Raw genomic sequence first — 3,502 nt, forward strand, 5'->3', positions numbered from 1 at the left:
CCACCCAGGTCCAGCCTTCCAGTGCCCACTTGGAACCCAGATAGGCGGAAAAGCGGGCCGGGTTGGCCTGCACGCCCACGGTGGACACATTGATGATATGGCCTTCATCGCGGACTTCCATACCCGGTAACAGGTTCACGGCCAGGCGCAGCGCCGCAAAATAATTGAGCTGCATGGTGCGCTCGTAATCGTGGAAACGGTTCACGGTAAATTTGATGGAGCGGCGAATGGAGCGGCCGGCGTTGTTGATCAGAATATCCACCCGGCCGTGATCCGCCAGAGCCTGCTGGCAGATGCGGTCGCACGCTTCCAGGTCGGTCAGGTCACCGGGATAGATGCAGGCCCTGCCGCCACGTTTCCTGATACCTGAGGCAATGGCTTCCAGCTTTTCCGCGTTGCGGGCGACCAGCAGCAGGGTGGCTCCGGCCTCGGCCAGCTTTTCTGCGACACCTTCGCCAATCCCGGAACTGGCACCAGTGAGTAGCACCACCTTCCCTTGCACGCGGTCGTGGAGGGCCTGCCGGGGTGTCAGCAGGCTTTTGGCATTCCAGGCCCAGTGATTACGAAAGCGGCTGAGGTAGGGGCCGATTTTGGGGCGCCTGAACTGGATATCGTTGGCCATACGGGTCTCGCGACTAGCGGTAAGGGGTATTGGTGCAGTCATTCTAATCTGAGCATATACTCGGAAAAACTCGGATTTGCGAAGCCGGACAGGTGCCTGATGTATGCGCTCAGAAAAGTGGCAAGATGCTGATTTTAAAATGAAAAAAGAGCCCAAGCAGGTGCGGTCCAAGGCCTCGGTGGCGGCCATGGTGGGGGCCTGTGCTCGGATTCTGGAGCGCCAGGGCTATGCGGGCCTGAGCACCAATGCCATCGCTGAAGTGGCGGGGGTCAGCATCGGCTCCGTGTATGAATACTTCCCGGGAAAAGAAGCCGTGGTGGCGCGTCTCACGGAGGACTTGCTGGGGGAAACCACGTCCCTGTTGCAGGGGCGCCTGGATCTGACCAATAACCGTGAGGACCTGCATGTTGCCATGCGGCATTTTCTTGGTGCCCTGTACGCCCTGATGCACAAGCATCGCCGACTCTTGCGGGTGCTGGTATTTCAGGTGCCGTATCTGCACCGGTTGCCGGCGTCAAAGCAGTTGCAGAAAGACTTGCAGGCGGTGCTGCAGACAGGGTTGGAAAAAACACGCCAGCATTATCGGATCAATGTGCACCCGCATTCCCTCTACCTGATGGCCACGTCGACGGCTGGCAGTTTGCTGCATCTGGTGTTGATGGCGCCGTCAGGCATGGATCAGCAGGCGGTGCTCGATATGCTGGTAGCGAAGCTGTCAGGCTGGGTGATTGAGGGGGTAAACCGGCAGGGGTGATTTTGCTGCGGGGTGCTGCATCAAAGAGTGATCGGCTGGGCGTAATGAATAAGAAGGGCCAGCCTGACTGGCCCTTGAGCCTTGAAGCGCTTACAGCTTTTTGAGCTTCTTCTTCAGCTTCTTCAGGGCATTTTCCTGCTTGGAGATTTTGGATTTGCTGTTCTTGATGGCTTTCTTCAGCTTTTTACGCTTGGACATGATCGCAGTTTCCTTTTCCGGATTGTTGTAGCGGGCCAGGGAAACACGGCTACTTGCCGGCCGGTTTTTCCTGGTCCTTGATAAAGCTGCGAATAAACCGGCGTACTTCGCGTGCGGCACTGGTATCCAGCTCCTCACAGAGTGAGACAAACCGCGCACGCTCTTCATCATTAATGCGAATGATCAGCTGGCTATTTTTCTTTGGCGCTTTGGTCTTCGACATATCGATAACCGTCAATAAGAAAATAGGGCAGCATGTTCGCCGGTTTAAGCGCGGCACTCAACAACCCTATCGGCTATCAAATAGATAGTCAATGTATATACATTTTGCGGAAATCGCAGCCCCTGCCCGATGTTGCCTGGGCGCTGGAGGGGCAGACGACGGGCGTCTGCTGTTATGGGATGGAGCACCAGGTGATATCCTGTGCACGACTCAGTGTGAATAAACAACAGGACGCATCATGCAGGAAATGGAACAGGCAGAAGACGATTTCGCGCAGAAGGCATTGGTCGATGCGGTGGAGAACCAGATTGCCGATGGCCACCCCCGTGAGGCGGGGTTGGTGATCATGGATCTGATCGGTCAGGGTGTGGACCGTGAGGCGGCCCTGGAGCAAATGGCGGATGTGCTGGCAGCGCATATTGCCGTCACCATGAAGGACGACACCTCCTTTGATGTGAACGCCTATGCCCGTGATCTGTTGCAACTGGCGGCAGCGGATACCGCCGAGTGACGGGCCGGCTGGCGGCGGCCTGGGGCGCCCCATGAGTGGGCGGTAACGCTGGCTGCCTCTCCCCTCTATCCTGCCTTGCGCTGATTTCAAGCCTTTATCGACTGACCGACAGGGGCGGGCCTGCCATGGTATCCAGCCTGTATAATGCTAGTCTTGCCCACCCTGGCGATGACGCCAGCGAAGACAGACCGAGGTAGCCGTGTCCGATATCGAGATCCCCATTGAAGATTTCCGCCCGCCGTCCTTGCGCACCATGGCTCGGGTGACTGCCTTGCAGCGCCGCTATTTCGCCACGTCGCTGGAAGGAGCGGAAAATGTGGATCCGCAACGGCCAGGCCTGTTTGTGGGGAATCATGCGCTGATGGGGGTGCTGGACTCGCCGCTGTTTGTCTACGAACTGTATCGGAAAAACGGTGTGTTACCGAGTTCACTTGGGGATCACTTTCACTTACCGACGCCGGACTGGGGCAAGCTGGTGACTCGTTTTGGCGCCGTGCCTGGCACCCGTGAAAACTGTCGTCGGCTGATGGAAAGCGGCCAGCATGTGCTGGTATTTCCGGGCGGCGCCCGCGAGGTGGCCAAGCGCCGTGATGAAATCAACAAGCTGGTATGGAAGAAACGAACCGGCTTTGTCTATATGGCCATTGAGCAAGGCTTCGACATCATCCCCTTTGCGTCACTGGGCTGTGATGAGGCCTACGATATCGTCTATGACGGTGACGATTTTGCCAATGGCTGGCTTGGCAAGCGGTTGCTGGGTAACGACAAGATCAACTCGCTGATGCGCGGTGGTGATCTGTTCATGCCGTTGGTAAAAGGCATCGGGCCTACCTTGCTGCCCAAAGCCGAGCCTTTCCGCTTCGCCATCGGCAAGCCGATTCCGACGGCGCATCTGCAAGGCCAGGAGAAAGACCCTGCGGTGCTCTGGCAATTGCGCGAACAGGTGTCGGATGCCATTACCGGCATGCTTTCCCGGATGGACGAAGAGCGCAAAGAGCAGCCGCGCCCGCTTTGGCGAAAAGTGCTGGGGGCGCGTAAGCACTGAGCAACACAGCCGGGGCATAGCAGAAAAGGGATTTTGCAGAGTTGCCTAACCCAGAGTCAGAAACGGCAGCAGCGTTACCAGTAATAGCACCAGCACTGCCACGAACAATCCCGCCACGCGAAGCGGCTGTTCACGCAGCCGCCCTCCCA

5 protein-coding genes are annotated in these 3,502 nt (G+C 57.7%); 3 read left to right on the top strand and 2 right to left on the bottom strand.

Annotated elements, in window-relative coordinates; genetic code table 11:
* Positions 1-622: SDR family NAD(P)-dependent oxidoreductase (locus tag ACFE0K_RS12840; protein ID WP_434536437.1), on the bottom strand; the 622-nt coding region annotated here is incomplete at its 3' end.
* 139 nt (positions 623-761) lie between these two features.
* Here ACFE0K_RS12840 and ACFE0K_RS12845 point away from each other — a divergent pair.
* Positions 762-1,376, top strand: coding sequence for a TetR/AcrR family transcriptional regulator (locus ACFE0K_RS12845; RefSeq protein WP_434536438.1), 615 nt, complete (start codon positions 762-764; stop codon positions 1,374-1,376).
* A gap of 247 nt (positions 1,377-1,623) precedes the next feature.
* Here ACFE0K_RS12845 and ACFE0K_RS12850 read toward each other — a convergent pair whose 3' ends face one another.
* A complete protein-coding gene (locus tag ACFE0K_RS12850; protein WP_434536439.1) occupies positions 1,624-1,797 on the bottom strand; it encodes a hypothetical protein in 174 nt (57 codons plus the stop codon).
* A 238-nt stretch (positions 1,798-2,035) separates the two neighbouring features.
* On the opposite strand from ACFE0K_RS12850, the gene ACFE0K_RS12855 reads away from it, so the two are divergent.
* Together ACFE0K_RS12855 and ACFE0K_RS12860 are read left to right on the top strand one after the other, a co-directional pair.
* Positions 2,036-2,308, top strand: coding sequence for a hypothetical protein (locus tag ACFE0K_RS12855; protein ID WP_434536440.1), 273 nt, complete (start codon positions 2,036-2,038; stop codon positions 2,306-2,308).
* A gap of 199 nt (positions 2,309-2,507) precedes the next feature.
* Positions 2,508-3,353 (top strand): lysophospholipid acyltransferase family protein, encoded by an 846-nt coding sequence (locus ACFE0K_RS12860; protein WP_434536441.1) that lies wholly within the window; start codon positions 2,508-2,510, stop codon positions 3,351-3,353.
* Positions 3,354-3,502 lie beyond the last annotated feature (149 nt).

It is taken from the genome of Alcanivorax sp., assembly GCF_051117345.1.
Classification (GTDB): domain Bacteria; phylum Pseudomonadota; class Gammaproteobacteria; order Pseudomonadales; family Alcanivoracaceae; genus Alcanivorax.